Annotated in this window: 20 protein-coding genes and 2 pseudogenes; 17 read left to right on the top strand and 5 right to left on the bottom strand. The window is 58.4% G+C overall.

Annotated features, from left to right (window positions below; all coding sequences use genetic code 11):
* The first annotated feature begins 31 nt into the window (after positions 1-31).
* Positions 32-598, top strand: coding sequence for a pseudouridine synthase (locus tag PSH91_RS23145; RefSeq protein WP_173407511.1), 567 nt, complete (start codon positions 32-34; stop codon positions 596-598).
* Here the strand turns inward: PSH91_RS23145 and PSH91_RS23140 are convergent.
* Positions 593-802, bottom strand: a complete 210-nt coding sequence (locus PSH91_RS23140) for a DUF2788 domain-containing protein (protein ID WP_047230243.1) — start codon at positions 800-802, stop codon at positions 593-595. The two genes, PSH91_RS23145 and PSH91_RS23140, sit on opposite strands and share 6 nt — an antisense overlap.
* Before the next feature lie 129 nt (positions 803-931).
* Complete coding sequence (locus tag PSH91_RS23135; protein WP_305466841.1) at positions 932-2,377, bottom strand: SulP family inorganic anion transporter; 1,446 nt, start codon at positions 2,375-2,377, stop codon at positions 932-934.
* A 345-nt stretch (positions 2,378-2,722) separates the two neighbouring features.
* On the opposite strand from PSH91_RS23135, the gene PSH91_RS23130 reads away from it, so the two are divergent.
* The 4 genes from PSH91_RS23130 to PSH91_RS23115 all read left to right on the top strand — a co-directional run bounded on the left by PSH91_RS23130 (position 2,723) and on the right by PSH91_RS23115 (position 6,939).
* Positions 2,723-4,072 (top strand): gluconate:H+ symporter, encoded by a 1,350-nt coding sequence (locus PSH91_RS23130; protein ID WP_047230241.1) that lies wholly within the window; start codon positions 2,723-2,725, stop codon positions 4,070-4,072.
* Between the two features lie 27 nt (positions 4,073-4,099).
* Entirely contained in the window at positions 4,100-4,960 is an 861-nt protein-coding gene (locus PSH91_RS23125) for a MurR/RpiR family transcriptional regulator (RefSeq protein ID WP_047230240.1), read from the top strand.
* 1 nt (position 4,961) lies between these two features.
* Positions 4,962-6,434: an amidohydrolase family protein gene (locus tag PSH91_RS23120; RefSeq protein ID WP_305466840.1), complete on the top strand. Its 1,473-nt coding sequence runs from the start codon at positions 4,962-4,964 to the stop codon at positions 6,432-6,434.
* Positions 6,435-6,570: 136 nt separating this feature from the next.
* A complete protein-coding gene (locus PSH91_RS23115; RefSeq protein WP_047230238.1) occupies positions 6,571-6,939 on the top strand; it encodes a glyoxalase superfamily protein in 369 nt (122 codons plus the stop codon).
* Positions 6,940-7,089: 150 nt separating this feature from the next.
* On the opposite strand, the gene PSH91_RS26860 is transcribed toward PSH91_RS23115, so the two are convergent.
* The 3 genes and pseudogenes from PSH91_RS26860 to katG all read right to left on the bottom strand — a co-directional run bounded on the left by PSH91_RS26860 (position 7,090) and on the right by katG (position 11,642).
* Complete coding sequence (locus tag PSH91_RS26860; protein WP_370695209.1) at positions 7,090-7,794, bottom strand: methyl-accepting chemotaxis protein; 705 nt, start codon at positions 7,792-7,794, stop codon at positions 7,090-7,092.
* A 201-nt stretch (positions 7,795-7,995) separates the two neighbouring features.
* Positions 7,996-8,874, bottom strand: a pseudogene (locus tag PSH91_RS26855) (methyl-accepting chemotaxis protein); the annotation flags it as partial.
* A gap of 503 nt (positions 8,875-9,377) precedes the next feature.
* Positions 9,378-11,642 (bottom strand): catalase/peroxidase HPI, encoded by a 2,265-nt coding sequence (gene katG / locus PSH91_RS23105; RefSeq protein WP_305466838.1) that lies wholly within the window; start codon positions 11,640-11,642, stop codon positions 9,378-9,380.
* Between the two features lie 362 nt (positions 11,643-12,004).
* Here katG and PSH91_RS23100 point away from each other — a divergent pair, with 362 nt between their 5' ends.
* The 12 genes and pseudogenes from PSH91_RS23100 to PSH91_RS23045 all read left to right on the top strand — a co-directional run bounded on the left by PSH91_RS23100 (position 12,005) and on the right by PSH91_RS23045 (position 26,723).
* Positions 12,005-12,595, top strand: a complete 591-nt coding sequence (locus PSH91_RS23100; protein WP_107321829.1) for a hypothetical protein — start codon at positions 12,005-12,007, stop codon at positions 12,593-12,595.
* A 117-nt stretch (positions 12,596-12,712) separates the two neighbouring features.
* Positions 12,713-13,741, top strand: coding sequence for a homoserine dehydrogenase (locus PSH91_RS23095; protein ID WP_173406532.1), 1,029 nt, complete (start codon positions 12,713-12,715; stop codon positions 13,739-13,741).
* Positions 13,742-14,141: 400 nt separating this feature from the next.
* Complete coding sequence (locus tag PSH91_RS23090) at positions 14,142-14,828, top strand: hydrolase (RefSeq protein WP_047230248.1); 687 nt, start codon at positions 14,142-14,144, stop codon at positions 14,826-14,828.
* Positions 14,829-15,100: 272 nt separating this feature from the next.
* Positions 15,101-16,939 carry an amidohydrolase gene (locus PSH91_RS23085; RefSeq protein WP_047230233.1) on the top strand — a complete coding sequence of 613 codons (1,839 nt, stop codon included), beginning with the start codon at positions 15,101-15,103 and terminating at the stop codon, positions 16,937-16,939.
* 2 nt (positions 16,940-16,941) lie between these two features.
* Positions 16,942-18,540: an MFS transporter gene (locus PSH91_RS23080; protein WP_305466837.1), complete on the top strand. Its 1,599-nt coding sequence runs from the start codon at positions 16,942-16,944 to the stop codon at positions 18,538-18,540.
* Between the two features lie 24 nt (positions 18,541-18,564).
* Positions 18,565-18,669, top strand: a pseudogene (locus tag PSH91_RS23075) (LysR family transcriptional regulator); the annotation flags it as partial.
* Positions 18,670-18,680: 11 nt separating this feature from the next.
* The gene (locus PSH91_RS23070) at positions 18,681-19,463 is read left to right on the top strand and encodes an alpha/beta hydrolase (RefSeq protein ID WP_107321832.1); all 783 of its coding nucleotides are present in this window, start codon (positions 18,681-18,683) and stop codon (positions 19,461-19,463) included.
* A complete protein-coding gene (locus tag PSH91_RS23065) occupies positions 19,429-22,602 on the top strand; it encodes a sensor histidine kinase (protein WP_305466836.1) in 3,174 nt (1,057 codons plus the stop codon). The genes PSH91_RS23070 and PSH91_RS23065 overlap by 35 nt, the downstream gene beginning before the upstream one ends.
* Before the next feature lie 23 nt (positions 22,603-22,625).
* Entirely contained in the window at positions 22,626-23,237 is a 612-nt protein-coding gene (locus PSH91_RS23060) for a response regulator transcription factor (protein ID WP_218277736.1), read from the top strand.
* Positions 23,238-23,345: 108 nt separating this feature from the next.
* A complete protein-coding gene (locus PSH91_RS23055) occupies positions 23,346-23,960 on the top strand; it encodes an AraC family transcriptional regulator (protein WP_160893464.1) in 615 nt (204 codons plus the stop codon).
* Between the two features lie 694 nt (positions 23,961-24,654).
* Complete coding sequence (locus tag PSH91_RS23050; protein WP_305466835.1) at positions 24,655-25,749, top strand: nucleoid-associated protein; 1,095 nt, start codon at positions 24,655-24,657, stop codon at positions 25,747-25,749.
* Positions 25,746-26,723: a GTP pyrophosphokinase family protein gene (locus PSH91_RS23045; RefSeq protein WP_305466834.1), complete on the top strand. Its 978-nt coding sequence runs from the start codon at positions 25,746-25,748 to the stop codon at positions 26,721-26,723. Before PSH91_RS23050 ends, PSH91_RS23045 begins: the two co-directional genes overlap by 4 nt.
* Positions 26,724-26,739 lie beyond the last annotated feature (16 nt).

Here is a 26,739-nt window from a genome sequence, read left to right as displayed (position 1 = left end):
CGCGAAACCTCCCGCATCCGCCCCGCGCCGTGTGGCCAAGGCCCCGCCGGCCGAGCCGAGGCTGATCCTGTTCAACAAACCCTTCGATGTGCTGACGCAGTTCAGTGACGATCAAGGGCGGGCGACGCTCAAGGACTTTATCGACGTGCCCGGCATTTATCCCGCCGGGAGGCTGGATCGCGACAGCGAAGGGTTGCTGCTGCTCACCAACGACGGGCAGTTGCAGGCCCGCATCGCCGACCCCCGGCACAAACTGGCCAAGACCTATTGGGTGCAAGTAGAAGGCGAGCCCAGTGCCGAGCAATTGCAGCGTCTGTGCGCTGGCGTGGAACTGAACGACGGCATGACCTTGCCCGCACAAGCGCGACAACTGGACGAACCGCAACTATGGCCGCGCAACCCGCCGGTGCGCTTTCGTAAGAGCGTGCCGACCAGTTGGCTGGAACTGGTGATTCGCGAAGGGCGCAACCGTCAGGTACGGCGCATGACCGCCGCGGTGGGCTTGCCGACATTGCGTCTGGTGCGGGTCAGGATCGGTGACTGGACGCTCGACGGGCTGGATCAGGGACAGTGGAAGGAAGTGCCGGCGCGTTTATAAGGTGCCCGTCTCGATCAGGCCGATCACCACGCTCTTGATGACGAATGCCGCCACGCCCAGTCCCAGCACAAAAAACAGGATGAACGAGCCGAAACGCCCGGCCTTGGACTTCTTCGCCAGATCCCAGACGATAAAACCCATGAAAATGATCAGGATGCTGACAAGGCCAGTCATCATCCACTCTTCGAAAACCACAGGATCCATCGAAACACTCCGGCGTGGGCGAGGTTGAAAAGGCGGGGCGAGTATACGGCATGGGAAGAGGGCGAAGGATTGGGCTGCGACGGTGTGTCGCAGCTATTCATCGCCTGGGCTGACGCAGCGGTGTTCTCTTCAGTCGTGGTGGACACCGGCCCGCTTGAGCATCTGTTTGCAGCGTTCGGACAAGTGAAACACCCGCAGGTGCTTGCCGGCCTTGCTATAGCGTTCACGCAGGGTCTTGAGCGCCGCGATGGCCGAATAGTCGACAAAGCTCAAGTGACGGCAGTCCAGGGTCACCTGGGACGGATCGTTGGCCGGGTCGAACTGGTTGAGAAAGGGCGTGGTCGAGGCGAAGAACAGGGTGCCGTGCAGGCGATAGAGCTTGCTGCCGTCCGCTTCCAGATGCGTATCGGCGTACAGCTCCCGGGCCTGCTGCCAGGCAAAGTTGAGCGCCGCAATGATAATGCCGCACAGCACCGCGGTGGCCAGATCGGTGAATACCGTGATGGTCGTCACCGCGATGATCACCAACACGTCATTGACGGGCACTTTGTTGATCACCCGCAGCGAGGCCCAGGCAAAGGTCTGCTGGGACACCACGAACATCACGCCTACCAGCGCGGCCAATGGGATGCGTTCGATCAACGGCGACAGAAACAACACGAACAGCAGAACCATCACCCCGGCAATCACGCCGGATAACCGGCCGCGCCCGCCCGAACTCAGGTTGATCACGGTCTGGCCGATCATTGCGCAACCGCCCATGCCGCCGAACAGTCCTGAGGCCATGTTGGCCGCGCCCAACGCCACGCACTCGCGGTCCGGGTAGCCGCGGCTCTCGGTGATCTCGTCGGTCAGGTTCAGGGTCAGCAGGGTTTCCAGCAGGCCGACCATCGCCATCACCACCGCATAGGGCGCGATGATCCGCAAGGTATCCAGGCTCCAGGGAATGTCCGGCCAGACAAAAGCCGGCAGGCCGCCGGCGATATGCGCCATATCACCCAGGGTGCGGGTCGGCAGCCCGAAAAAGTACACCGCCAGGCCAACCCCCAGGATCGCCACCAGGGCCGGCGGAACACTGCGGGTCAGGCGCGGCAACAGGTAGACGATGGCCATGGTCAGCGCCACCAGGCCGATCATCAGGTACAACGGGCCGCCACTGAGCCAGGTCTCGCCGCTCTTGAAGTGTTCCAGTTGCGCCAGGGCGATGATGATCGCCAGGCCGTTGACGAAACCGAGCATCACCGGGTGCGGCACCATGCGCACCAGTTTGCCCAGCCGCAACAGCCCGAACGCCATCATGATCAACCCGCCCAGCAGCACAGTGGCCAGCAGGTATTGCACGCCGTGTTGCACCACCAGCGCGACAATCACCACGGCCATCGATCCCGCCGCGCCAGACACCATGCCTGGCCGCCCACCGAACAGCGCGGTCAGCGTGCAGATGATGAAAGCGCCATACAACCCCATCAACGGGTTGAGATGGGCCACCAGGGCGAACGCGATGCATTCGGGCAGCAAGGCAAAAGAAGTGGTGAGGCCGGCGAGGGCGTCGGCGCGAAGACGTGCTGGTTTCATGATTGTCCTGGCGGGGCAGCGCCTGAGAGTCGACTGCCGTGGGCGTGGTGCAAAAACAGGGTGGGGATGGTACGGAATTGAGTGCGGTGCGGCCAGTGGTTGGTCGTCGTATGGATGATTGCGGGGCGGCTTCGCAGCCCGGAAGGCGCACGCTTCCTCGCCACGGGAGACGGCCAGGGATGAAAATCCTGCGCTGAATTTACATGGCAGGTGGTGAGCGATGTCCGTCAGCGACATTTCTTGTCTGTGTACGAAAATTACTTTCAGCGCGTTTGAAGATTAATCCTCGAAATGATTTATGAGTTTCACAAACACAACGACGTGACCCCATTCGAGGAGTAACGCATGGCCCCTGCATTCGGTTATTGGCTGTTGGTCTACGCGGCCATCGCCATCATTGCGCTGATCGTTTTGATCGCCCGATATCGGCTTAATCCGTTCATTGTCATTACGCTGGTGTCCATTGGCCTGGCGCTGCTGGCCGGGATGCCGCCGTCCAGTGTGGTCGGGGCGTATGAGGCGGGCGTGGGCAAGACCCTGGGGCACATCGCGCTGGTGGTGGCCTTGGGCACGATGCTCGGCAAGATGATGGCCGAGTCCGGCGGGGCCGAGCGCATGGCGCAAACGCTGATCGAGCGCTTCGGCGAGCGCAACGCCCATTGGGCGATGGTGTGCATTGCCTTCCTGGTGGGGCTGCCGTTGTTTTTCGAAGTCGGCTTCGTGCTGCTGGTGCCCATCGCGTTCACCATTGCCCGGCGCGTGGGCGTGTCGATCCTGATGGTGGGGTTGCCGATGGTCGCCGGTCTCTCGGTGGTGCATGCCCTGGTGCCGCCGCACCCGGCGGCGATGCTGGCGGTGCAGGCGTTCCAGGCCTCGGTGGGGCAGACCTTGCTGTACGCGATTCTGATCGGTATTCCTACCGCGATCATTGCCGGCCCTGTGTATGCCAAGTTCATCGTGCCGCGCATCCAACTGCCGGACGATAACCCGCTGGAGCGCCAATTCCTCGACCGCGAGCCCCGCGCCAATCTGCCAGGTTTCGGGATAACCCTGGGGACAATCCTGCTGCCGGTGGTGCTGATGTTGATCGGCGGTTGGGCCAACCTGATTTCCGAGCCGGGCAGCGGCTTCAATCAGTTCCTGCTGTTCATCGGCAACTCGGTGATTGCCTTGCTGCTGGCGACCCTTCTCAGCTTCTGGACGCTGGGCCTGGCCCAGGGCTTCAACCGTGAGTCGATCCTCAAGTTCACCAATGAATGCCTGGCGCCAACGGCCAGTATTACGTTGCTGGTGGGCGCTGGCGGTGGTTTGAACCGGATCCTGGTGGACGCCGGAGTCACTCAACAAATCGTCGGCCTGGCTCAGGAATTCCAATTATCGCCACTGGTCATGGGCTGGCTGTTCGCCGCCCTGATGCGTGTCGCCACCGGCTCGGCCACGGTGGCGATGACCACGGCCTCCGGTATCGTCGCCCCCGTGGCGATCGGTCTGGGCTATCCCCATCCCGAGCTGCTAGTGCTGGCCACCGGCGCCGGCTCGGTGATCTTTTCCCACGTCAACGACGGCGGCTTCTGGCTGATCAAGGAATACTTCAATATGACCGTCACTCAAACTTTCAAGACCTGGACCGTACTCGAAACGCTGATCTCCCTGGTTGCGTTCGGCCTGACCCTAGGGCTTGCGCGCTTGCTTTAATCGCAGCGCTCCCACACAGGTGCCGTCATGGACATCCTTTACCAGATTCGCTCCCGTCAGGATTCCTTCAGCGCCGGCGAAGGAAGAATCGCCCGGCTGATGCTCGACGACGTAGGGTTCGCCGCCTCGGCCAGCCTGGATGAACTGGCCCAGCGGGCCGAAGTGAGCAGCGCCACGCTGTCACGGTTTGCCCGTACCGTTGGCTGCCGCGACCTGCGGGACTTGCGCCTGCAACTGGCCCAGGCCAGTGGCGTCGGCAGCCGATTTCTCGACCCCGCCGGCGCGCCCGAGCAGTCGGCGTTTTATGGGCAGATCGTCGGCGATATCGAGACGACCCTGCGTCAGCACCTGTCGGCATTCGAAGAGTCTCGGTTCAGCGACGCGGTGCGGATGCTCGGCAAGGCGCGGATGATTCACGCGTTCGGGCTCGGCGGTTGGTCGGCGTTGTGCGGCGAGGAGTTGCAGGTACGGCTGGTGCGTTTCGGCTACTCGATTGCCGCCTGCCGAGATCCGGTGATGATGCGCATCACCGCCACCTCATTGAGCCAGGAGCATTTGGTCATCGCCTGTTCACTCACCGGCATCACCCCGGAACTGCTCGGCGCGGTGGAACTGGCGCGCAGTTATGGTGCGCCCATCCTGGCCATCACCCGCGCCGACTCACCGTTGGCCCGACTGGCCGATGTAGTGTTGCCGCTGCAAGGCGCGGAAACCTCGTTCATTTATAAGCCCACGGCGGCGCGCTACGGCATGCTGCTGGCCATCGATGTGCTCGCCACCGAGCTTGCGCTGGCCCACCCCGAAGACAATCAAGAGCGTCTGCGGCGAGTCAAACTCGCCCTGGACGATTACCGCGGCGGCGACGATCACTTGCCGCTGGGAGACTGAGATGCTGTACGACACGCTTATCCGCAACGCACGGGTCATCGATGGCAGTAACACCCCCGGTTACAGCGCCGACGTGGCGATCCGTGCCGGTCGCATCGAGCGCATCGCCGACCTGCGCGATGCCCGGGCAATCGAAGAAATAGACGCCGCCGGCCGGGTGCTGGCTCCAGGGTTCATCGATGTGCACACCCACGACGACACGGTGGTCATTCGCCAGCCGCAGATGCTGCCCAAACTCAGCCAGGGCGTGACCACGGTGATTGTCGGCAATTGCGGTATCAGCGCTTCGCCGGTGAGTTTGCGGGGCGAGCCGCCGGACCCGATGAATTTGCTCGGCACCGCCCAAGCGTTCGTCTATCCACGTTTCGATGATTATCGTTCGGCGGTGGAAGCAGCCACGCCGGCGGTCAACGTGGCGGCGCTGGTGGGGCACACGGCGCTGCGCAGCAACCACATGGATGATTTGTTGCGCACCGCCAGCGTGGGAGAAATCGCCGCCATGCGTCAGCAACTGCGCGAAAGCCTGGAGGCCGGCGCACTGGGGTTGTCCACCGGCCTGGCCTACGCCAACGCATTTTCGGCCTCCACCGACGAAGTCATGCAACTGACCCAAGAGCTGAGCGCATTCGGTGCGGTCTACACCACCCATCTGCGCAGCGAATTCGAACCGGTGCTTGAGGCCATGGACGAAGCGTTCCAGATCGGCCGTCACGCCCGCAGCCCGGTGATCATTTCCCACCTCAAATGTGCGGGTGCCGGTAATTGGGGGCGCAGTCCGCAGGTGCTCGCGGCGCTGGAGAATGCGGCGAAAACCCATCCGGTCGGTTGTGATTGCTATCCCTATGCGGCCAGCTCCTCGACCCTGGATCTCAAGCAGGTGACCGATGCCCATCGCATCACCATCACCTGGTCGACGCCTCATCCGCACATGGGAGGGCGTGATCTGGCTGACATCGCTGCCGAATGGAATGTGCCGCTGTTGGAGGCTGCGCGGCGCCTGCAACCGGCCGGCGCGGTGTACTACGGCATGGACGAAGGCGACGTACGACGAATCCTCGCCCACCCGTTGTCCATGGTCGGCTCCGACGGTTTGCCGGAGGATCCGTTTCCGCATCCGCGCTTGTGGGGCGCTTTCCCGCGGGTACTGGGGCATTTCAGCCGAGACGTCGGGCTGTTTCCGTTGCACACCGCCGTGCACAAAATGACTGGCCTGTCGGCGGCGCGCTTCGGCCTGAAGGACCGTGGGGAAGTTCGGGAAGGGCATTGGGCGGATCTGGTGTTGTTCGATCCTCATACCATCAGGGATGTCGCCGATTTCAACGAGCCGCAACGGGCCGCCGAAGGTATCGATGGGGTTTGGGTCAACGGCGTCTTGAGCTACCGCGAGGGCCGGGCGAATGGGCGCAGGCACGGGCGGTTTCTGGCGCGAGAAGGGGATCTACGCCGTGGATTCAGTTCGTCACCCGGCGCTTGAGAGGTGGAAACACAATGGAATGCCCTTGTGATCTGCTTCTCAGTGGTGGCATTGCGATATTAAAGAAGCCGGTGATATAGCCGAAGCAATGAGTTCAACCCATCTAAACTGGGTCTTTTCAGCCAGGGAGCAACCCATGAGCTTCGGTAAAACCACCCCGATCCTGCGGATCTTCGATGAAACCAAGGCATTGGCGTTCTATGTCGACTTCCTGGGATTTACCGTCGACTGGCAACATCGCTTTGGTGACGATTTTCCGCTGTACCTGCAAGTCTCTCGCGACGGATGCGTGCTGCACCTGTCCGAACATCATGGCGACTGCACCCCGGGCTCGGCACTGCGTATCGAAACGGATGAACTGGAAGCTTTCCAGGCGCAACTGCTGGCCAAGCAATACCCCTTCGCCCGCCCTCAGATTCAGGCCATGCCGTGGGGTAGCCAGGACATGACGGTGGTCGATCCGTTTGGCAATCGGTTGGTGTTTACCAATGGGATTAGTGTGTAACGAGGTTGGATACATTGATGGGCGAGCGGGGGCGTTGGGCTAGATCTGCCGCCACGTGACGAAAGAGCCAAGGTGATGGATCTTTTTGACTGATTGTAATGACATTGCGCAAAGCGCCCATTTCTTCCGGGAAATGGGCGCTTGTCATGATCAGACCCGGAAGTGACTCACCATCATTTGCAATTGATTACCCAAACGTGCCAGTTCAACACTGGACGCTGCGGTTTCTTCGCTGGCGGCGGCGGTCTGTTCGGACACGTCGCGTACGTTGATGATGCTGCGGCTGATCTCCTCGGCCACGGCGCTTTGCTCTTCGGCAGCGGCGGCGATCTGCTGGTTCATCGACTGGATGTTCGACACCGTGCGGGTGATGTTTTCCAGTGAGACGCCGGCCTTGCGAGTCAGAGCTACGCTGCTGTCGGTGAGGCTGCGGCTGTTGTTCATCACGGCGGCCACTTGTAGGGTACCGTTCTGCAGACCGGCCACCAGGCCTTCGATTTCCTCGGTGGACTTTTGTGTGCGCTGGGCCAGGCCACGGACTTCGTCGGCAACCACCGCGAAGCCACGACCGGCTTCACCGGCGCGCGCCGCTTCGATTGCCGCGTTCAGGGCCAACAGGTTGGTTTGTTCGGCGACGGCCTTGATCACGTCCATGACACTGCCGATCTTGTCGCTTTCCTGTTGCAGCACGGTCATGGCGTCGGTGGAGCGCTCCACTTCACTGGCCAGGCGTTCGATCTGGGCGATGGCTTCGTTGACCACCTGGTCGCCGGCACGGGCTTCACCGTCTGCCGCGGCGGCTGCCTGGGATGCCTCTTCGGCGTTGCGGGCAACTTCCTGAACCGTGGCGGTCATCTCGTGCATGGCGGTCGCCACCTGATCGGTCTCGACTTTCTGGCTGTTGACGCCGGCGCTGGTCTGCTCGGTTACTGCGGACAATTGTTCGGCAGCACTGGCGATCTGGGTCACGCCATCACGGATGCCGCTGATCAAATCGCGCAGGGTCACGCCCATGCGTGCGATGCCCTGTTGCAGTACGCCCAGCTCATCGCGACGGGTAACGATGAGGTTGTGCGAGAGGTCGCCACTGGCAATGCGATCGACCACGGCCAGGGTTTCGCGCAGCGGTCGGGTGATCTGGCGAGTGATGATGACCGCCGCGATGATGCCTACCAGCAACGCCAACAACGTGCTGACCAGTTGCAGGGTGCGGGCCTGGGCGCTTTCGGCATCGCGACGGTCGAGCTGGATCTGATACAGCTGTTCGCTCAGGGAGACGATGGTCGTGCCCTGGTCGGTCATTTCCTTGCGGGCCTGCACCGCCTCGGCAATGGCCTGGGTGAAAGCCTGGACGGAGCTGCGGTATTGAGTCAGGGCAGCTTCGAGCTGACGCAGCTCACCTTGCCGGGTGCTGGCGAAATACGCATTCAGCGGTTGGAGCGAAGCGAGGGCGGCATCCAGTTGGGCGACGGCCTTGCGTTCGTTTTCGGGGTTGCTGTTGGCGGTGTAGCCGCGCACTTCATAGCGGGCCAACATGAACGCCTGCTTGGCCTCGGTGATGGCCTGGTACTGTTCCAGGCGCTGGTCGCTCGAGAGCATTTGCTGAACGTCGGTATTGATCGTCTCGATCAGCTGGTAAGCGGTCCCGGCGTTGGCAGTCATCGCGTCGCGGGCGGTGTTGGCGCTGCGGTAGGCGTTGCGCATTTTGTTCAGGGACACCTGATAGGCGCTGATCGTCGCGCTCTGCTCCTTGAGCAGCTTGACGTTTTCCGGGCTCTTGAAGCTGCTCAGCAGCGCGTTCTGTTGCGCAACGAAACTATCGAGGGTGGTTTGCACATTCTGTGCGGCGGTCTCGTCGCCATTGGTGAGCATGTATTGCAGGCGCACGACCCGAAGTTTGGTCAAGCCGGCATTGAGCTTGGTGATGTCGCTCATCCAGTTGCTGCGGTCGATCAGCCCTCCCAGGCTGGTCCCACTGGTCAGCGCCAGGACGCAGGTCAGTACCAGCACCAGGCCAAAGCCCAGGCCCAGTTTCATGTTGACGCTAATGTTGCCAAACCAGCTATTCATCATATTCCTCCAGGAACGTTGTGCTGCTTGATCGTCGGTACGCTGGAAGATTGTTGTTTTTGAGCCAGCTAAAACGTGTAACAGGGCTGTATCGGCTGCCGACTCTGGATCTGAAAGGATTTTTTTGGAGTGTCAGGCATTGGCTGGAGAACTTGCTGCGCGCCTCAGGGTTATCCTGAATTCCAGGCAAAAAAAAGCCCGCGGGAGGGCGGGCTAAAACCTTAGTTTCTTGAATGAGCGAGGGGACTTTACCCAATCACGCGAACGCGTGGGGTGAAGAAAAGTTCATGAGAGGCGGGTGGCAATGAGCAGAGAACGAAGCCCTCAACCTGGATCAGATTGAGGGCTTCTCTCAGCGCCTGACAACCTCACCTCAGATCAAACCGATCCAGGTTCATCACCTTGACCCACGCCGCGATGAAGTCGCTAACGAACTGCTCCTGCGCATCTGCGCTGGCATACACTTCGGCCAGGGCCCGTAGTTGGGCGTTGGAGCCGAAGACCAGATCGACACGAGTACCGGTCCATTTGACCTGACCGGTCTTGCGGTCGCGGGCTTCGAACGTTTGCTGGTCGTCTGAGAGCGGTTTCCATTCCACGCCCATGTCCAGCAGGTTGACGAAGAAGTCGTTGGTCAACGCACCTGGCCGTTGGGTGAAAACCCCATGCCGGGTTTGGCCGACATTGGTATCGAGCACACGCAGGCCGCCGATCAGTGCGGTCATTTCCGGTGCACTGAGGGTCAGCAGTTGCGCCTTGTCGATCAGCAGTGCCTCGGCGGATACGCGATACCTGCCCTTTAGGTAGTTGCGAAAGCCATCGGCGATGGGTTCAAGAAAGCCGAACGACTCGACGTCGGTCTGCTCTTGGCTGGCGTCCATACGCCCCGGCGAGAAAGGCACCGTCACGCTGAGCCCGGCATTCTTCGCCGCCTGTTCAATGCCGGCGCTGCCAGCCAGCACGATCAGGTCCGCCAGGGAGATTTTTTTACCACCAGACTGGGCCCCGTTGAACTCGTCCCGGATTTTTTCGAGAGTCGCCAGCACCTGCGCCAATTGTTCCGGCTGGTTGGCCGGCCAATCTTTCTGCGGGGCCAGACGCAGCCGGCCACCGTTGGCACCGCCGCGCTTGTCGGAGCCACGGAAACTGGACGCGGCCGCCCAGGCGGTAGACACCAGTTGTGAAACCGACAGGCCCGAGGCCAACAGTTTGCTTTTAAGGGACGCGATGTCGCTGTCGTTGACCAGAGCATGGTCCACTGCCGGGATAGGGTCCTGCCAGAGCAGCTCTTCGTTGGGCAGTTCCGGGCCGAGGTAGCGCGAGAGCGGGCCCATGTCGCGGTGGATCAGCTTGAACCAGGCCCGGGCGAAGGCGTCGGCCAATTGGTCCGGGTTCTCCAGGAAGCGCCGTGAGATTTTTTCGTAGATCGGGTCGAAGCGCAGCGCCAGGTCGGTGGTCAGCATGGTTGGATTGCGACGCTTGGACGGATCGTGGGCGTCTGGGATGATGCCCGCGCCAGCACCGTTTTTCGGGGTCCACTGATGCGCACCGGCCGGGCTCTTGGTCAGCTCCCACTCAAACCCGAACAGGTTCTCCAGATAATTGTTGCTCCAGCGAGTGGGCGTGGTGGTCCAGGTCACTTCCAGGCCACTGGTGATGGTGTCGGGGCCTTTGCCGGTGCCGAATGCGTTCTTCCAGCCCAGGCCCTGTTGTTCCAGGCCGGCGGCTTCAGGCTCGGCGCCGACATTGTCCGCAGGCCCTGCGCCGTGGGTCTTGCCAAAGGCATGGCCGCCGGCAATCAGGGCCACGGTTTCTTCATCGTTCATCGCCATGCGGCCAAAGGTTTCGCGGATATCCAGCCCCGCAGCGACCGGGTCCGGTTGACCCTCGGGGCCTTCCGGGTTGACGTAGATCAGCCCCATCTGCACGGCGGCCAGCGGGTTCTCCAGATTGCGCCCCAGATCGGTACGGCTTTCTTCATTGCCCGGCTCGGCCACCAGTTGTCCTTCGCCGGGATCTTGCATCGCGGCTTTATCCGGCTTGCCGTAGCGGGTGTCGCCGCCCAACCATTTGTTTTCGGAACCCCAGTAGACGTCTTCATCCGGCTCCCAGACGTCGGGACGACCGCCGGAAAAACCGAAGGTCTTGAAGCCCATGGATTCCAGCGCGACGTTGCCGGTAAGCACGATCAGGTCGGCCCAGGAGATGTTGCGACCGTACTTCTGCTTGATCGGCCATAACAGCCGGCGCGCCTTGTCGAGGCTGACGTTGTCCGGCCAGCTGTTGAGGGGCGCAAAACGCTGTTGGCCGGAGCCTGCGCCACCGCGCCCGTCGCCGGTGCGGTAAGTGCCGGCGCTGTGCCAGGCCATACGGACAAAGAGCGGCCCGTAGTGCCCGAAGTCCGCCGGCCACCAGTCCTGGGAGTCGGTCATCAACGCATTCAGGTCATTTTTCAGGGCCTGGAAATCCAGGCTTTTGAATGCTTCGGCGTAGTTGAAATCCTCGCCCATGGGGTCGGACAGCGGGGAGTGTTGGTGCAGGATTTTCAGATTCAGCTGGTTGGGCCACCAGTCACGGTTCGTGGTGCCACCACCCGCAGCATGATTGAACGGGCATTTCGATTCGTTTGCCATGAGGAGCTACCTTGGTCGTATTCATCCAGCTATCCAGCCCGCGGGGGCTCTATAGCGACAGGTGAAAATCAATACGTAGATGCAGGGCTCACAGTTCGCTCATTGATCGTTCGGCCTTCCGGCAATCGACGTCGATTGCCCACATCGTGGCCCACGGCAAGCCCAGTACGTTTCGAACGCTTTCGTATCTCTTATCAGGTCTGATCCGGCCAGCTTACGCTGGCGCTGAATCAAGGCTAGTCCTTCTGTGGCAGATCGCTAATAGCCGCAGTATTAATGGTTAATAGGCAGATTCTTTTACCCGGCTTGCCGGTCGAGGCAGATGATAAGGCCAGCGCTTGGTTACGGGAGAGGACCGGACCATGAACGAACGCCCCCGCAGCACGGCCATCCACGAAGCCGGCCACGCCTTGGCTTTTTGGTGGAACGGCCAGCCTATAAAACGCGTCACCGTACGCACCCGGGCTGAAGCCCGCGCGGGACCGATGTTCGACCTGCTCGGTCACCCGCAACACGCCGAAGGGTTAGTGGAGGCCGATTACCTCGTCCTGCGCCCGGCCTTCACCGCCCGGGGAATTGCTGAATATTTGCCATCGATGGTCGACTTTATTGAGCGCGACCTGATCCATTGCTTTTCAGGGCCTGTGGCCGAAGCGATCTACCGACATCGCCAATCCGACCGGCTGTTCCGAAGCAGTGGCCGCGCAGACCTCGTCCGCGGGCATGAACTGATCAGCCTGCTGCCCCCACGCCTGTTGCTCGACGCCGAATCCCGAGCCATCGCCCGTAGCAGTTGCCTTGTGCATCGTTACTGGTTTGCCGTCCGCGCGGTGGCGGACCTTTTGCAGGAGCAGGGGGCGATCGAGGGAGAGACCGTCACCGCACTGCTGCACGAGATTACTGGGGAGGCGCCGGTGCGGTTGGGGAATGAGGTGAGGAGCCTTGATGCTTGAGTTGTAGCGGATGATGCAAAAGCTTGGTGATGCCGGGGTTTGTGGGGGAAGCGTTGGCTGTGGCAAGCGGCAACCGAGCGGCTTACCATGCCAAGCAGAGGCCAAAGGAGCGAACTCATGCAAACGCTCAAAGTTGCAATCGCCGGATTCGGCGGCGTCGGACGTGCCACAGCCGACCTGCTCCTGTCCCGACGCGAGCGCTATCGCCAGGTTTACGGCGTGGACGTTAGCCTGGTCGCGGTGTGCGGATCACGTGCAGGCCTGGCTGACGCGAACGGCCTGCACCCGCATCAGTTGAATGCACTGCAGGCGGGTCTTTCAGGGCCGGATTTCGTGATGGCGAGCGGCGCAGACGTTCTTATCGAGGCAGGGCCGAGCGATTTTCGCAGCGGCGAGCCGGGTCTTGCCTACCTTCGTACGGCGCTGTCGGCCGGTCTGGACTGCATCGTTATATCGAAGGGCGCTCTGGTCCACAGCGGGCGACAATTGCGCGAACTCGCGCAGGCCTCGGGGGCGATGCTCAAACTCAGTGGTGCAGCCGCTGCCGCCCTGCCGACACTCGATCTTCTCGACCATAGCCTGGCCGGCTGCAAGGTGCTCGCCCTCGAGGGCATCCTCAACGCCACGACCAACTACCTGCTTGACGCCATGGGCACACAGGGCCTCAGCTTCGATGCGGCGTTGCGTGAAGCGCAGGCAGGAGGGTTCGCCGAAGCTGACCCGCGCAACGACACGGAAGGCTGGGATACCGCGTGCAAGCTCCTGCTACTGGCCAACTTCGGTCTTGGTGCCGATCTGACGATGGACGACCTGGTGGTCGAAGGTATTCAGTCGGTCACGGCAGAGCGCATCGAGGCGTGGCGCGAGAGGGGGCTCGTTCCCAAGCTGATCGCCAGCCTCACCCGCGCAGACGGTGTTATCCGCGCCAGCGTCGGCATCAAGGCCTATCCGCTGTCCGATCCGTTCGCCCACGTCAGCGCAAAGAGCAAGGCGATCCGTATCAGCAGCGACGCAATGGGCGAGACGCTGGCAATCGGCTGTGGCGCTGAGCCGATCGCCACCGCAGCGGCCGCGCTGAAGGACCTCGAACACATCCTCATGGCCAGGACTGCTCGGTATTCATCTCTTTCGCAACCCCCATCCTGACCCTGCGTACCTTGCCACTGTGCCGCAATCAGGCCTTCTCTCATGAGGCCAAACGTACTCGGTCTGCAGTTTCATCCCGAAGTCCGTGGCGCACGATGCGAGCACTGGTTACTGGGGCATGCGAGTGGGCTGGCCACGTCAGGCATGGACCCTGTCAAGAAGGGCCTGTAGAAACCAACGGCCCTAAAGCCACACATTCACCTCATAAATGTTCCAGAACCGTAAGCCTGTCCAATTCGCAGGCAGCCGCTCTGGAGATAGTACCCATGGCTTTCAGCAAGATTGAGGGACTGAGGGCCTACTAAAAATTGGCCTATCTACGACATCGCCATGACTGCAGCACTGCGTTTACGCCATGGCGATCATCAGCATTCACGCGCGAACACACCAGGTGATTGAAATGACCAATCCAAAACTCGAAGTGCTGACACCAAGCAATTGCCAAGTGATCTTCATCGATCAACAGCCGCAAATGGCATTTGGGGTACAAAGCATTGATCGGCAGACATTGAAGAACAACACCGTGGGCCTGGCCAAGGCCGCGAAGATTTTCTCTATTCCAACCATCATCACCACGGTCGAAACAGAAAGCTTTTCGGGTCATACCTATCCGGAATTACTGGCCGTTTTTCCTGAGGCACCGATCCTTGAGCGTACCTCGATGAACTCCTGGGACGACCAGAAAGTACGCGATGCGCTGAAAAAGAATGGCCGTAACAAGGTGATCGTCTCTGGCTTGTGGACCGAAGTCTGCAATACGACTTTCGCACTGTCCGCGATGCATGATGCCGGCTATGAAATTTATATGGTGGCCGATGCCTCTGGCGGTACCAGCCAAGCTGCGCACGATTACTCCATGCAACGCATGATTCAGGCTGGAGTTGTCCCAGTGACCTGGCAGCAAGTTCTGCTGGAGTGGCAGCGTGACTGGAAGAACCGCGATACCTACGACGCCGTTATGGCATTGGTCAAAGAGCACTCTGGCGCGTATGGCATGGGCGTCGACTACGCCTACACCATGGTGCACAAGGCTCCTGAGCGGGTAACACACGGGCCGACGCTGGAGCCTGTTGCGGCGAAGATCTGACCTCTGTCGGGTCGGCACTATAGGTCGACCCGACTTCAAATCAGTTCGGGTCTACCCGCCGTAACGGAGCTGGCTGGATTCGAGTGATCGCCAGGCGCCTGGCTCAACCCACAACGCCACGAGGAATGATCATGAGTGAAGATCTGTCAGACAAAGGCCGTCGCCGGTTTCTCGCTACCAGCTCCGTTCTCGGAGCCGCGGGAGCACTCTGGTCTGCCCTGCCTTTTGCCGGCTCCGCCGGCAGCTCTTTCGCCAACCCTGCGGGAGGTTCCATGGAAGCCGATCTGATTCTTTACAACGGCCGTCTGCACACCGTGGATCGTGAAAAGCCGCAAGCAACAGCTGTGGCCATTAAGGACGGAAAGTTCATTGCCGTGGGCAGCGACGCAGAGGCCATGGCGGTCCGCGGAGATGCGACCCAGGTTGTCGACTTGCAAAAGCGTACGGTGATCCCAGGTCTCAATGACTCGCACCTGCACCTGATCCGTGGTGGCCTGAATTACAACCTGGAACTGCGCTGGGAGGGTGTTCCATCTCTCGCTGACGCGTTGCGGATGCTCAAGGATCAGGCTGATCGCACGCCTGCTCCGCAATGGGTTCGGGTCGTGGGGGGCTGGAATGAATTCCAGTTTGCCGAGCGTCGCCTGCCTACTCTGGACGAATTGAACAAGGCCGCACCAGATACGCCGGTATTCGTTCTGCACCTTTATGACCGCGCCCTCCTGAATCGGGCGGCACTGCGCGTTGTCGGCTATACCCGCGATACGCCTAATCCGCCGGGCGGAGAGATTGTCCGCGACAGCAATGGCGAACCCACCGGCATGCTGGTAGCCAAACCCAACGCGATGATTCTCTATTCGACCCTGGCCAAGGGGCCAAAGCTGCCGCTGGAATACCAGGTCAACTCGACACGCCAGTTTATGCGCGAACTCAACCGCCTTGGCGTGACCAGTGCCATCGATGCTGGTGGTGGTTTTCAGAACTATCCGGACGATTATGAAGTGGTCCGCGAGCTGGCCAAGCACAACCAGTTGAGCGTGCGCATCGCCTACAACCTGTTCACCCAGAAACCCAAGGAAGAGCTGACCGACTTCAAGAACTGGAGCGCCATGGTCAAGCCTGGCGATGGCGATAACTTCTTCCGGCACAACGGTGCCGGTGAAATGCTGGTGTTCTCTGCCGCAGACTTCGAAGACTTCCTCGAACCTCGGCCAGACCTTGCGCCGACTATGGAGCAGGACCTGGAACCCGTGGTCCGTCACTTGGTCGAGCAGCGCTGGCCGTTCCGGCTGCACGCGACCTACGACGAATCCATTTCGCGAATGCTCGATGTGTTCGAGCGAGTCAATCGCGACATTCCGTTCAATGGCCTGCCATGGTTCTTCGATCATGCTGAAACCATCAGTCCGAAGAACATCGAGCGGGTACGCGCCCTTGGCGGTGGCATTGCCATTCAGGACCGCATGGCCTTCCAAGGCGAGTATTTCGTCGACCGCTACGGCAGCAAGGCCGCTGAACAGACCCCGCCAATTCAACGCATGCTGGCTGAAGGCGTACCAGTTGGGGCAGGGACTGATGCAACTCGCGTCTCCAGCTACAACCCCTGGACCTCGCTTTATTGGCTGGTCAGCGGCCGAACCGTTGGAGGGCTGGAGCTGTACCCTAACGGTCTTTCGCGTGACACCGCCCTGCAGCTCTTTACCCATGGCAGTGCCTGGTTTTCGTCAGAGCAAGGCAAGAAGGGCCAGATCAAGGTCGGGCAACTGGCTGACCTCACGGCCCTGTCGGCGGACTTCTTCAGTGTCGAGGAAGAGGCGATCAAGTGGATCGAGTCGGTGCTGACCGTCGTCGACGGCAAAGTGGTCTACGGCGCCGCGGAATTCGACCAGCTGTCGCCGCCGAGCCTGCCGGTCATGCCGGACTGGTCACCGGTTGCCAAGGTACCCGGCCACTGGCGTCCCGCTTCACCGCTGCTGACTCAGGTGCATCAATGCTCAGGCCCTTGCGCGGTGCATGCGCATAGCCATGACAAGGTGCGTCGGTCATCCGTACCCGTCAGTAACTACCAAGGTTTCTGGGGTGCCTTCGGCTGCTCCTGCTTCGCTTTCTGAACATGGACACGACTATCGAAAAGCGCTCCCCCTGGAGCGCGCTGCGCCATAGCACTTTCCGCTGGCTATGGCTGGCCAGCATTGCCTCCAACATCGGCACTTGGATGCACGAAGTAGGGGCCGGCTGGTTGATGACGACGCTGTCGGCCAGCCCCATGCACGTTGCCTTGGTGCAGGTTGCAGGCTCCGCGCCGATGTTCTTTCTTGCTCTTCCAGCGGGAGCCATGGCCGACATCGTCGACAAGCGTCGCTACCTGCTTATGGTGCAAGTGTGGATGGCCGCGGTGGCGATGCTCCTGGCTCTGCTCACGCTAAACGGCATGATGACCGTCGCGCTGCTGCTCCTCCTGACCCTGAGCATGGGCGTGGGGACTGCACTGATGATGCCGGCCTGGTCAGCTTTGACGCCCGAACTGGTCGACAAGCGCGACCTCGGTTCGGCCATCGCCCTGTCCAGCCTTGGCATCAACGTCGCCCGGGCCATCGGACCGGCGATTGCCGGGGTACTGGTCAGCCTCACCGGCCCCTGGGCCACCTTCGCGCTGAACGCCGTATCGTTCCTCGCGGTGATGGCGGTGCTGTATACCTGGAAACGCGAGCAGACACCCGCGTTGTTCCCGGCGGAACGGCTGCTCGGTGCCATGCGCGCAGGCTGGCGCTACAGCCGCAGCTCCCAGCCGTTGCAAGCGGTGCTGGTGCGGTCGGCGGCGTTCTTCGTCGGTGCCAGTGCCGGCATGTCGCTGCTGCCGCTGATCGTACGCGCTGAACTGAACGGCAGCGCCAGCGATTTCGGTCTGCTGCTCGGCAGTGTCGGCGTCGGTGCAGTGCTCGGCGCTACTTTACTGCCGCGCATCCGTGATGCGGTGAACCCCGATCACCTGGTGGCCGGCTCCAGCCTGCTCTACGCCCTGGTGCTTTGCGCGCTGGCCGGGGTGCGCAACCTGTACTGGCTGATACCTGTGATGATGATCAGTGGCGCGGCCTGGATCGCCGTGTTGTCGAGCCTGCAAATGGCAGCACAGACTTCCGTACCCAACTGGGTGCGGGCGCGGGCACTGTCGGTATACATCCTGGTGTTCTTCGGCAGCATGGCGGCCGGCGGCGCGCTGTGGGGCTTCGTCGCCAGCCACCTGTCGATCAGCCTCACCCTGCTGATCGCTGGCGGGGTTCTGCTGGTGGGCATCGTACTGACCCTGCACTTCCATTTGCCGGTCACCGAGACCGAAGACCTGGCCCCGTCCCTGCACTGGCCTGCACCGATCCTTGCCGATGACCAGGACCAGGAACGCGGTCCAGTGATGGTCACCCTTGAATACCAAGTCGATCCGTCGCAGGCAGAACAGTTTCGCCTTGCCATGCAGGATGTACGCAGCATGCGAATGCGCAATGGTGCCTTTTCCTGGGGGCTGGTCCAGGACAGTGAGCATCCGCAACGTTGGCTGGAGTTTTTCTTTGATGAGTCCTGGCTTGAACATCTGCGCCACCACGGCCGGGTAACCCGTGCCGAACAACGCGTCGAGGCTGCGGCTCGCCAGTTCCAAGCGGTCGGGGTCGCCATACGCATTCATCACTACCTGGCCCCCGCTAAGTCCCACACCTGAGCGCATTCACAAAGGAGTCAACGCATGAGCCGCAGTGACATGCGCAAGGTGGATCTCAATCTGCTGATTCTTATTGAGGCGTTGATGCACGAGCGCAATCTCACTCGCGCCTCGGAAAAACGCTTGTTATGGGATCAGGGATGAATACAACCGTGCTATTCATACATGGCGAATGGCTGTCTGCCGCCGCCTGGGATAATTTCTCCAGTCGCTATCGGGCATGCGGCTACACCTGTATTGCGCCACCTTGGCCCTTATCGGAGGGGCCGCCAGAGAGGCTGCGCAGCGCGCCACATACCGATTTCCCACGGCTTGGGATCAGACAAATTATTGAGCACTATGCAGCGCTGATTCGGCGCATGCCTCAGCCGCCCTTGCTGATTGGCCACTCGCTGGGTGGTCTGCTCGTTCAGATGCTGTTGGATCGTGGTCTTGGCTGTGCCGGCATTGCGATTGCAGCGATACCCCCGCGCGGGGTAATACCGCGCTTGAGCGTTCTCTCCAGGGCGATACCCATGCGCATGGCTTGGGGCAGTTGGAAGCGAGTCATGTATTTTCCGCTACCAGAATTTACCCAACAATTTACCCAGGCTATGGCGATCCAGGATATTGCGCTGCTATATGCAAACCATATCGTGCCAGCACCGGGGCGGATTTTCTTTGAAGCGGCTTTCGGTATTGGCACCTATGTCGATTTTGCCAATGACCGCAGAGCACCGCTGCTGTTGATCGCCGCCGAGAACGATCACAGCGTACGGCCATGCGTGGTGACGTCGAACTATCGGCACTACAACCGCTCTGCGGCCAGCACCTCGCTCAAGTGCTTTGCCGGGTACAGCCATTGGCTCATCACCGAACCAGGTTGGGAGCAAGTAGCTGACTACACAATTGAATGGGCGCAAACTCAGCTGGGTCGTTTTTGATTTTTTTCAGGTTCGCGCGGTGATTAGCGTATTGGGATCTTACCCAACCAAACAGCAGATGTTCACCCCAGGAAATCGCTGGCGCACATGCACGGCGTTGGCAATCCATATGCTGTTGGTTTGCCTGCCATGGTTCAGTACGACGGCAACGGCCTCCGACTACTTACTGGACACGCTGGAGCACCACCGTTGGACCGTCGCTGATGAGGGACCTAGCCAGGTAGGGGCTTTGGCCCAGACCCGAGACGGTTATCTCTGGCTCGGAACCAACGATTCGCTCTATCGCTTTGATGGTCTGGACTTCGCGCGCTATACCCCGCCAGACGGTAACCCGCTTGGCATCATTTCCGTACTCAAGGCGGAGGATGAGGGCCTGTGGGCCGGTCTCCGTACTGGGGGCATAAGCCTGATCACCGACACGGGCATAACCACTTACCCAGTCAGCGCTGGGTTGCCTGGCGGAGTGGTCTATAGCATCGCCAAGGATCACAGTGGCGCAGTCTGGATCGCCGCAAATGATGGCTTGGCACGGTTTGACGGTAACGCCTGGCAACGTATCGGTACCGACTGGAACTTTCCGGGACGACATGCTCGCGCGGTACTCCTCGACCGCGATGGGACGCTATGGGCAGCCAATGAAGATCGCCTGTTCTACCTGCCGTCGGGTGCCCGAGCGTTTGTCGATGCAGGCATTGCGGTGGGTTGGGTGAGTCAAATGGCTCAGGCTCCAGATGGGGCCATCTGGATGGCCGAACGATATGGCGGTTCGCTGCGCCGAATCGTGCCAAGCGAAGGCGATGCGGCGACCCAGGTGACCGTAATCGACGGTGCTAATGGTTTGTTATTCGACAGCGCCGGGGCGATATGGGTGGGTACCAGCGGTAAGGGCGTTCGCTATGTGCCAGCCTCTGCCAGCCTCAACGCGCTATCGATAACTGACGCCTTCGATCACCAAGAAGCGTTTATGGCCAAGGATGGCTTGAGTGCAGATAACGTTCTTCCAATACTCGAAGATGTCGACGGCAATATTTGGGTGGGCACTAGCGCCGGACTAGACCGTTTTCGGCCAAGTGCTATGGTCTCGGCCGCATTTCCACACAACGCCCAGAATTTCGCATTGGTTGCCGGTGCGGCAGGCAGTGTCTGGGCAGGTACCAGCAACCTACCTGCAATGCGCCTGAGCAGTACGGGGCTGACCACTCTGGATATACCGGCACCGATTAGTAATGCCTTTGGTGATGCTAACGGTGATATCTGGATGGCTGGCAGCAATGGTATCTGGCGTGCGCAAGGAGACAAAATCGAGCGAGTTGCCTCATTACCAACTCAGGATGCGCTTGACTCAGCCGTACGCGCGATGACTCTCGATCAGGCGGGCGACCTGTGGGTTTCGATCAACCGCAAAGGGTTGTTTGTTCTTCGAGACGGACGTTGGTCAATCGTTGCCCCGCCTAATGCTGATCCAAGCCAGTTAATGCCTGTCAGCGCTACCACTGATCCTCTTGGCAGGCTCTGGTTCGGCTACCGCAATAACCTGATTGTGACTCACGACGGCAAGGTACAACGACACTGGGGGGCGGACGAAGGCTTAAAGGTTGGTCATGTCACCGCGATGCTACATCAGGGCCATCTCACCTGGGTTGGTGGCCAGCGTGGAGTGGCCTTCTTCGATGGTGAGCGCTTCCACAGCCTTCACCTACCGGACAATGGACTGTTCGACAATATCTACGCGATTCTAGCCGTACCTCCCAGAGAACCTGAAGGTGACGGTAGCTATAATCTCTGGCTCCACGGCAAAGCCGGGGTCTATCAGTTGACCGCTCGTGAATTAAAGCGCGCCATCGCTGACCCGCTATACCAGATAGGTTACCGCAGCTATGAGGTGATTGGTGGCCTGGCCAACGACCCCCACCAAGTACTCCCATTACCCACTGCAGTGCGTAGTACGGATGGACGTCTATGGTTTAGCACCAGTAAGGGCGTGACCTGGATCGATCCAACTCGCTACGTGCAGAGTAAAGCCGCCCCCAAGGTAGTTATCCAATCATTCAATGTCGATGGTAAGGAACCCCCACCCAGTGAGTTGTCACGGCTGGGAGCAGAGCCAAGAAGCATCGAAATTTCTTACACAGCGCTCAGCCTCTCAGGCATGCAAGGCTTGCACTTTCGCTATTTGTTGGAGGGGTTCGACACAGACTGGCAGCAGGCGGGTTCAAAACGTAGCGCCATCTATACGGGGCTCGGCCCCGGAGATTATAGGTTCCGCGTATTAGCCTCCAATCAGGATGGGCTACTGAGCACCGAAGAGGCCGTGCTGAGCTTCAGTATTCGACCCGTTTTCTACCACACCCCACTGTTTATCGTATTGAGCGGTCTAGCAGTGGTAAGCGTTTTGTGGATGCTGCATCGCTTCAATATTCGCCGTTCAGCCCAGAATCTGCGGGACCGCCTCGAGGAGCGACACGCCGAGCGCGAGCGAATCGCCCGTGAACTGCATGACACCCTACTCCAGGGTGTGCAGGGCCTTATGTTGAGTTTCCAAGCCGCCACTGAGCAAATCCCCAGTACTCATCCGGCTCGAGGCAGAATGGAGAGAGCGCTAGACCGCGCAGATCAGGTTTTGGTGGAGGCACGAGAGCGGGTGAATAATCTGCGTGATCTGAACGAGCCTGCTCTGAACCTGATCGATGCATTTGCCGCTGTCACGAGTGAGCTGCAGCTAGAAGGCAGTACGCGCTTTACCCTGAGCAGCCACGGCACGCCACTGCCGCTGCACCCTATAGTCGGTGAAGAAAGCTACCGGATAGGCTGTGAAGCGATCATGAACGCCTTTCGACATGCCAATGCGCAGAACGTGGAAATCCAGATCGTCTACACCAAACACGCATTTCAGCTGAGCGTTGGCGATAATGGTAGCGGCATCAACCCACAGTATCTGCCGCCCAATATCCGCCCCAATCACTGGGGCTTACACGGCATGCTGGAGCGGGCCGAAAAAATCGGCGGGCGGCTGTCTATTCAAAGAGGAGCCCACAGTGGCACTGAAATTCAACTGACTGTACCCGCGGCAACGGCCTATCGACGTATCCCGCGACGACTTAGCCAGTGGCTACGTGTATTGACCCAATTGAGGCCCTGAGTGTGCACCCAGAGAATGAACAGATACGCGTGCTGGTCGTCGATGACCACCCTCTGCTGCGCGAGGGCATAGCGGCCGTCCTTGAAGCCCAATCAGACATAGCGCTGGTCGGCGAGGCGACCAATGGGCACGAAGCGCTTCAGCTATTTCGCTCGCTGCGCCCGGACGTCACCCTGATGGATCTACAAATGCCCGAGATGGATGGCATCGAGGCGATTCATGCCATTCGCGCCGAGTTTCCTTGCGCACGCATTGCCATTCTGACCACCTATCGGGGTGATGTACGGGCCTTACATGCAATCAAGGCGGGAGCTATCGGCTACTTATTGAAAAGTAGTCTACGCAAGGAGTTGCTGGATGCCATCCGCTCTATTGCTGCAGGCAACAACCATTTCCCGGCAGAGATAGCTGTTGAACTGGCTGATCACCTAAGCCACGACTGCCTGACCGCTCGTGAAATCCAAGTTCTGCAATGTGTGGCAATGGGTAAACCCAACAAGCAAATCGCCGCGGAACTCATGATCACGGAAGACACCATCAAGGGGCATTTAAGAAATATCATGGACAAGTTGGGTGCCAGCAATCGCACCCATGCGGTCACTCTCGGCATTCAGCGCGGCATCATCACTGTGTAATACCCCACTTTTGAGGGGGGCGCGCGCCCCCCATTGTTGTCTTATGTGCGATCAGTGCACGGCGTAGCATGGTGCCATGGACATAAAGATCCACAGTGGAGCACCGCCATGCGTGCCACCTTGCATGCCGTTACCCCGGCAACTGCAGTAGACAGCCAGACTCAGCGCTGTATTTCCGACGAGGCTTATGACGGCGTCATGCAATTGCTTAGAGATGCTCAAGCGCACCTGAGCATTGACCGTGACTCAGCCTGCCTATGCCTGACCCGCGCCCTGGTCATGTTGCAAAAGAGCGATAGTCAGTTAAAAAGCCGCCATGGCTGCCTATCCAGTTGGCAAACTAAACGGGTGGTTGACTACATCGACGCTAACCTCGACTCATCAATACGCACAAATCAGTTGGCTGCTGTTCTCAGCCTGAGTGTCAGTTACTTCTCGCATGCTTTCAAAAATACCTTTGGTGTAACGCCGCTGGTTTACGTCGCACGTCGTCGCATCGAATCTGCGCGTCAGATCATGCTCACGACCGACTCCTCGCTGACCGACATTGCCCACAGCCACGGATTCTGTGACCAATCCCATTTCATCCGTACCTTCCGCCGCCAGATCGGGGTTACACCTCAGGCTTGGCGACGTTTGTGCGATGCTGGGTTATACGAGGAACAGACCAGTTCCACCCCCAGAACACTGGCCATTGTCAGGGCCTCAGCGTGCAACGCATAGCGCAGGGCTATCGCCCCCGGATATCGAAGCGCAGGGGCTTGCCGCCAGCGCTCATCCAAATTGCGGAGTTCGAAACAATGAGCCCAGAGACCTTCGCTGCGGCAGGCGGATGACTGTGAGTTGGAAATCGTATGCCATCAGGGTGAGTATGTGCCGGGGTAATCTGAACTGAGGACAGAACCCTTTGATTTTAGGGGATATATTCATATCGCATTTTTTGATGGAATACCTTTTGGAATACTCAAAGCCAATACCTGCTCGGAGTTGCAGCGCACAGGGGAAAAGTACTCACTCCGTGAGATGAGAGCGGAAGGGAAATCGAAAAAGTAAAATAGCCCACCTCTGTTTTCGAGCATCTCAGCAGTTACCGGCGCTTGCTCGCGAGCTACATAGTCTCACTCGACAACTGGTCTCTTCCCGCAAAAAACAGCACGATTTTATGCGAAACGATTGCGCGGTCGCTGCTTGGCCTTGGGCATACCTTTTCCCCTTGCCGATGGCTAAGCAGGGTAGTACATTTGATTGGGTGGCTAAATGCCATAAGGACTGATGGATTCAAGGATGAGTTTTTGATTAAAAGATATCTTCCTGCTAAGAATAAACCATCACTCTTTCTAGTGCCTATTGGGCCGCTATTTATAGCACCTGTTTTTTACATTTTAATAATTATAATGTCGTAATGTCCGGGGTGGGTATGGAGCTTTCAAATCTAACAATAGATCGAATTATCATTCATCAGATTTTTCGCCGGGGTGAAGACGCGGAAAAAATAGAACCTATCCGGAGTCGTGATTTTACTCGGTTCGATCTAACTGCAATGGAGGCATTTAAGGGCAGGGTTCGTGATGCTCTTGGCAGTGGTTCAAAAGCAGTCCAAATGGAAATTGTCAACCAGGGACCAAATGACCTTCCAGTTATCATTGATCGTTTGGTTGATATGAATGATGCGGATTTTGCCTTTACCTCATACGACGTAGCAACCAAACTCAACGATGCTCAGCATCGGAAGGCTATTCCGGGGGGGATTGTTGTTGTATTTTCGGGACGCCAGGGTCATCCATTAAAGAGCTTTATTGGTATAATTAAAGCTGAAATTCATAGTGCTTATGAAAAAGAAGTAAATCAACGGACTAATGAGATTTCATTGAAGTTTGTTGAGGAGGTTTTGTTGACGCCTGGTACAAAGCTTTATAAAACAGCTGGATTTTTTGAAAGAGCTACTGCCGAGGCTTCGAGTGAGGACCTTAATGCGCGATGGGTAGTAATGGTTTCTGATAATCAGATCAGCCAGGCAGACGGCAAAGCTGCAGCTCAATACTTTTATTCGGGTTTTTTAGGATGTGGATATCCGCAAACTAGCGCTAGGACGACCCGTCAGTTTTATGAGGAGGCGAGCGAGTTTATTTCTAATTTGAACGTTTCAGCTTCAAATAAAAACGATTTTCTAAATGCCCTAACGACATATTTGAAGGTGAGCAATTCTTCCACGGTTAGCTGTGCGGATTTTGCCTCCCAGTATTTTGATGTGGATACTCAAGACGCTTTCTGCGATCATATGTATGAGGCTGGGATTCCCGAAATCGCTTTCACCAAAGACACCGCCCAAATTGAGAGCAAGCTAAAATTTAGAAAGGTTAATTTCGGTGGCAATGTTAAAATCACCGCGCCATCTGAAGCATTTAAAAATTTGGTCACTATTGAAACTATCGATGGTGATCCTGATGAGACCGGAGATCCTACAGAGTGGACTAAGGTGATTATCAAAGAAAAAGTGGTCGGTCAAGAATGAACGAAGAGGAATTCAAAGCTAGGTGGCATAATGATAAGCCTGTGTATCAGGCTTGGGGGGATTATGTTGTAGCCAAAATTAGCAATGAATTAACCTCTCTCGGAAAGGATGTAAATGTCTTCCTTAAAGTGCCTGCTAAAACTAGGCTCAAAGATGACTCGTCGCTGATAGACAAAGCTTTTAATCGTAAGAAAACTTACAAAGATCCCTATAATGATATCGAGGATAAGGTAGGCGCTCGCTTCGTTGTTCTCTTGCTTGATGATGTTGATCTTATATGCAGCGTGGTCCAAGCTCTAGGTGATTGGGCATTTGACGCATGTAAGAATTTCAAAGAGGATATGCGGACTAATCCGTTACTGTTCACATATAAATCTGTTCATTATATTCTGCGGCCGAAGCAAGACTTTGAGTATAATGGGGTTTTGTTACGTGCGGATGTTGCTTGCGAATTGCAGATTCGCACGTTGCTACAGCATGCGCACTCTGAGCTTACTCATGACTCTATCTATAAGTCTGAGCGTGAAGTTCGTCCGGAAGTGCATCGGACTGTAGCCAAGAGTATGGCTCTCATTGAGACTACTGACGAGTTTTTCTCGCAGGCCACTAAGTTAATTAATTATGGGCCATTTCAGGAGTTTGAGATAGGTGGTCGATTGGACTCGATCTACAAGAACTTGGTGGGGCTTGTAGCTCATAATCAGAAATCCTCATTCGTCGTTTGGAGTGAGTACGAATCTTTTGTTGATGCTGGTTTAGTTGATAGCATAGCTAAATTGCTGGCTAAAAGACCGGACTTAGTTGACAGGGTTTCTGAAAGATATTCGATAAACGTATTCTATCAGCAATCCGTTGTTTTCTTTCTGTATTGGATGTTGCTTAAGCGCAAGCAGAGATTGATTAAAGATTGGCCGTTGGATGAGTCAATATTAAATATGCTTGCTAACGATGTGGGTGTTAGTCTGAATGAGTGAGCTTCCAGTTCTAGGT

The sequence above is a fragment of the Pseudomonas sp. FP1154 genome (genome assembly GCF_030687245.1).
In the GTDB taxonomy this organism is placed as follows: Bacteria; Pseudomonadota; Gammaproteobacteria; order Pseudomonadales; family Pseudomonadaceae; genus Aquipseudomonas; species Aquipseudomonas rhizophila.
The sequence above is the reverse complement of the archived record's forward strand: the minus strand, read 5'-3'. Positions and strand labels throughout refer to the sequence as shown.

Excerpts from the sequence above, each read along its gene's own strand:
- PSH91_RS23140 (WP_047230243.1), bottom strand. The coding sequence starts at position 802 with ATGGATCCTGTGGTTTTCGAAGAGTGGATGATGACTGGCCTTGTCAGC.
- PSH91_RS23135 (WP_305466841.1), bottom strand. The coding sequence starts at position 2,377 with ATGAAACCAGCACGTCTTCGCGCCGACGCCCTCGCCGGCCTCACCACT.
- PSH91_RS23130 (WP_047230241.1), top strand. The coding sequence starts at position 2,723 with ATGGCCCCTGCATTCGGTTATTGGCTGTTGGTCTACGCGGCCATCGCC.
- PSH91_RS23125 (WP_047230240.1), top strand. The coding sequence starts at position 4,100 with ATGGACATCCTTTACCAGATTCGCTCCCGTCAGGATTCCTTCAGCGCC.
- PSH91_RS23120 (WP_305466840.1), top strand. The coding sequence starts at position 4,962 with ATGCTGTACGACACGCTTATCCGCAACGCACGGGTCATCGATGGCAGT.
- PSH91_RS23115 (WP_047230238.1), top strand. The coding sequence starts at position 6,571 with ATGAGCTTCGGTAAAACCACCCCGATCCTGCGGATCTTCGATGAAACC.
- PSH91_RS26860 (WP_370695209.1), bottom strand. The coding sequence starts at position 7,794 with ATGACCGCCACGGTTCAGGAAGTTGCCCGCAACGCCGAAGAGGCATCC.
- katG (WP_305466838.1), bottom strand. The coding sequence starts at position 11,642 with ATGGCAAACGAATCGAAATGCCCGTTCAATCATGCTGCGGGTGGTGGC.
- PSH91_RS23100 (WP_107321829.1), top strand. The coding sequence starts at position 12,005 with ATGAACGAACGCCCCCGCAGCACGGCCATCCACGAAGCCGGCCACGCC.
- PSH91_RS23095 (WP_173406532.1), top strand. The coding sequence starts at position 12,713 with ATGCAAACGCTCAAAGTTGCAATCGCCGGATTCGGCGGCGTCGGACGT.
- PSH91_RS23090 (WP_047230248.1), top strand. The coding sequence starts at position 14,142 with ATGACCAATCCAAAACTCGAAGTGCTGACACCAAGCAATTGCCAAGTG.
- PSH91_RS23085 (WP_047230233.1), top strand. The coding sequence starts at position 15,101 with ATGGAAGCCGATCTGATTCTTTACAACGGCCGTCTGCACACCGTGGAT.
- PSH91_RS23080 (WP_305466837.1), top strand. The coding sequence starts at position 16,942 with ATGGACACGACTATCGAAAAGCGCTCCCCCTGGAGCGCGCTGCGCCAT.
- PSH91_RS23070 (WP_107321832.1), top strand. The coding sequence starts at position 18,681 with ATGAATACAACCGTGCTATTCATACATGGCGAATGGCTGTCTGCCGCC.
- PSH91_RS23055 (WP_160893464.1), top strand. The coding sequence starts at position 23,346 with ATGCGTGCCACCTTGCATGCCGTTACCCCGGCAACTGCAGTAGACAGC.
- PSH91_RS23050 (WP_305466835.1), top strand. The coding sequence starts at position 24,655 with ATGGAGCTTTCAAATCTAACAATAGATCGAATTATCATTCATCAGATT.
- PSH91_RS23045 (WP_305466834.1), top strand. The coding sequence starts at position 25,746 with ATGAACGAAGAGGAATTCAAAGCTAGGTGGCATAATGATAAGCCTGTG.